Below are 3396 nucleotides of genomic sequence, written 5' to 3' on the forward strand. Positions count from 1 at the left end.
AGCGCGCGGGCGAGTCGCTGCAAGGCACGGGCCAGCGACGCCGGCCTGCGCGTCACGCGCGAGGTGATCCAGCTGCACGGGGCGATCGGCTTCACCGACGAATACGACGCAGGGCTGTATCTCAAGCGGGCCCTGGTCCTCGCGGCGTGGCTCGGCAACGCTTCGGCCCACCGACGCCGCTTCGCCTCCCTGCAACAGGGCGTCGTTACGGTATAGTAGTTCCACGGTCCGAAACGCGGACCGGGAGTTCACCATGATTCGCGCAGTCGGCCGCGCCCTGGCCATCTTCGACGCCTACGACAACGAGCATCTCAGCCTCTCCCTGCAGGAGATCGCGGAGCGCATCCGCATGCCCAAGACGACGGCGTTCCGCCTCGTCAACACGCTGGAGCGCTCGGGCTTCCTGATCCGCATGGACAACCAGCAGTACTGCCTGTCGCTCAAGCTGGCGCGCCTGGGCGGCCTGGTGCGCAGCACGCTGGGCATCCGCGAGATCGCGCGGCCCGTCATGCTGCAGGTCAACGAGCAGACCTCGGAGACGGTGCAACTCAACGCCATCGTCGGGACCGACCGGATGGTGCTGGAGGTGGTCGACACGCCGTCTCCGCTGATGTCCATGGCGCGTCCGGGCCAGCAGACCAAGCTGTACCTGGGCGCCGCGAGCCGCATCATGATGGCCTACATGGCTCCCGAGGAACTGGAGCGCGTCCTGAAGGCCAACGTGGACACGCCCGACTTCGACCGGGCGGCCTTCGACCGCGAGGTGGCGCGCTACCGGCGCCAGGGCTACGCGATCAGCCGCGGCCAGCGCGTGCCGGGCCTCACCGCGATCGCGGTTCCGATCTTCGACATGCAGGGGGCCGTGCGCCATTCGCTGGCGCTCACCGGCCCGAGCGTGCGCATCGACCCGCGCGACCAGGAACTGGCCGACATCATGGTCGCGGCCGGTCGCGACATCTCGAACCGGCTGGGGGCCAGCCCCGAGCACTCGGCGGACCTGAAGCTGCTGATGGCCGACACCACGGGCGAGAAGCCGCAGGCGCCGAAGAAGAAGGCGGCGGCGAAGAAGGCACCGGCCAAGACGCGCAAGGCGGCGAAGGCGGCAGCCGCGGGCTGATCTGCGGCTGCTTGAGGGAGCAAAGCGCCGAGCCCGGCGCTTCGCTCACCACGCCACTCAGCCCAGGTCCCTGAACCCCTTGCCTTCCTCGGCCAGCTTCTTCAGCAGCGGGGCCGGCTTCCAGAACTCTCCCTGCTGTTCGTGGAATTCGCGGATGCGCTCGTACACCTTCTTCAGGCCCACGGTCTCGGCGTAGAACATAGGCCCGCCGCGCCAGGCCGGGAAGCCGTAGCCGTTCACGTAGATGAGGTCGATGTCGGAGGCGCGCTGGGCGATGCCCTCCTGCAGCACCTTGGCGCCCTCGTTCACGAGCGCGTAGATGCAGCGCTCGACGATCTCTTCGTCGCCGATGGGGCGGCGCTGGATGCCCGCCTCGAGCGCGCACTCCTCGATGATCTGGCTGACCAGGGGATCCGGGATCGGCGTGCGGCTGCCCGCCTCGTAGCGGTAGAAGCCGGCGCCGGTCTTCTGGCCGAAGCGGCCCAGCTCGCACAGCCGGTCGGCCACCTTCGAGTAGCGCAGGTGGGCCGGCCGGGTGGCGGCCGCGCGCTTGCGGCTGGCCCAGCTGATGTCGAGACCCGCCAGGTCCGACATGGCGAAGCGGCCCATGGCCAGGCCGAATTTCTTCAGCGCGCCGTCCACCTGCTCCGGCGTGGCGCCTTCCTCCAGCAGGAACTCGGCCTCGCGCGCGTATTGCGCCACCATGCGATTGCCGACGAAGCCGTCGCACACGCCCACCAGCACCGGCAGCTTGCCGATCCTGCGCGACACCGCCATCGAGGTGGCGATCACCTCCGGCCCGGTGGCCTTGCCGCGCACCACCTCCACCAGCCGCATCACGTTGGCCGGGCTGAAGAAGTGCAGGCCGATGACGGAGGAGGGCCGAGCCGTGCTGGCGGCGATCTCGTTCACATCCAGGCGCGAGGTGTTGGTGGCCAGGATGGCGCCGGTCTTGCAGGTGGCGTCGAGCTTGCGGAACAGCTCCTTCTTGATGTCCATGTCCTCGAAGACCGCCTCGATCACGAGGTCGGCGTCCGCTACCCGGGCGAAGTCCAGCGTCGGCTCGATGCGGGCGATGCGGGCGTCGGCCTCGGCCTGGGCGAGCTTGCCCTTGGCGACCGTGCCCGCGTAGTTCTTGCGGATGGTGGCCAGGCCGCGGTCCAGCGCCTCCTGCTTGGTCTCGAGCAGGCTCACCGGGATGCCGGCGCTGGCGAAGCTCATGGCGATGCCGCTGCCCATGGTGCCGGCGCCGATCACGGCAACCCGGCGTACCTCGCCCACGGGCGTGTCGGCAGGAAGGCCCGCGATCTTGGCCGCGGCCCGTTCGGCCAGGAACAGGTGGCGCAGGGCCTTGGACTCCGTGCCGTTGACCAGCACGTCGAAGCGTTCGCGCTCGAACTTCATCCCCTCGTCGAAGGGCCTGGTCACGGCGGCCTCGATGCAGGCCACGCACTCCAGCGGCGCTGGCAGGCCGCGCTTGGCCGCGGCGATCTTCGTACGCTGGGCCTCGAACCACCCCGGCTCTGCGGGCGGCGGTGCCTGTCGGCGCGAGGCCACCGGGTGCTCGCCGCGCTGGGCGACGCGGACCGCGAACTCGAGCGCCGCCGGCAGCAGGTCGCCGGCCGCGACCTCATCGACCAGGCCCATCTTCAGGGCCTCGTCGGCATCGACGGGATTGCCTTCCACGATCATGCGCAGGGCCGCCTCCACCCCCACGAGGCGTGGCAGGCGCTGGGTGCCGCCACCGCCGGGCAAGAGGCCCAGCTTCACTTCCGGCAGTCCCAGCTTCGCGCCGCGCTGCGCAATGCGGTAGTGGCAACCCATGGCGAACTCGAGGCCCAGGCCCAGTGCGCTGCCGTGGATCGCGGCGATCACCGGCTTGGCCGACTCCTCGATGCGCTTGACGATGGTGCGCGAGCTGGGCTCGGCACGCGAAGCCGGCGTGTTGAAGGCCTTGACGTCGGCGCCGCCGCAGAACAGCTTGCCGGCGCCGATGATGACGATGGCCTGCACCGAGGGATCGGCCCAGGCGGCATCGAGGTGGGCCGCCAGCTCCTGGCGCACCGCGTGGCCCATGGCGTTCACGGGCGGGTTGTTCAGCGTGATGACGGCCGTGCCGCCGCGGACGGAGTAGTTGTCGCTTGCCATGGGGAGCCAGTCTAGGCTTCGGAATTGATTCCGTCAAGCGAAACTCGTATCATGGCTCGGATCTTCCCGCCCTTCGCCAGAGAGATTTCCATGAGCAGCACCGACATCGAGCAGCGTGGCGCCGTCGCCCT

The 3396-nt window shown here is 69.6% G+C and carries 3 protein-coding genes; 2 read left to right on the forward strand and 1 reads right to left on the reverse strand.

The window, feature by feature from the left end; all coding sequences use genetic code 11:
* On the forward strand, positions 1–216 hold a 216-nt coding region (locus tag VFM98_RS23975; RefSeq protein ID WP_325112407.1), incomplete at its 5' end, for an acyl-CoA dehydrogenase family protein.
* A 37-nt stretch (positions 217–253) separates the two neighbouring features.
* Positions 254–1117: an IclR family transcriptional regulator gene (locus tag VFM98_RS23980; protein WP_325112408.1), complete on the forward strand. Its 864-nt coding sequence runs from the start codon at positions 254–256 to the stop codon at positions 1115–1117.
* A 57-nt stretch (positions 1118–1174) separates the two neighbouring features.
* Here the strand turns inward: VFM98_RS23980 and VFM98_RS23985 are convergent, their stop codons facing one another.
* A complete protein-coding gene (locus VFM98_RS23985) occupies positions 1175–3265 on the reverse strand; it encodes a 3-hydroxyacyl-CoA dehydrogenase NAD-binding domain-containing protein (protein ID WP_325112409.1) in 2091 nt (696 codons plus the stop codon).
* Positions 3266–3396 lie beyond the last annotated feature (131 nt).

The organism is Ramlibacter sp., from assembly GCF_035706265.1.
In the GTDB taxonomy this organism is placed as follows: domain Bacteria; phylum Pseudomonadota; class Gammaproteobacteria; order Burkholderiales; family Burkholderiaceae_C; genus Ramlibacter.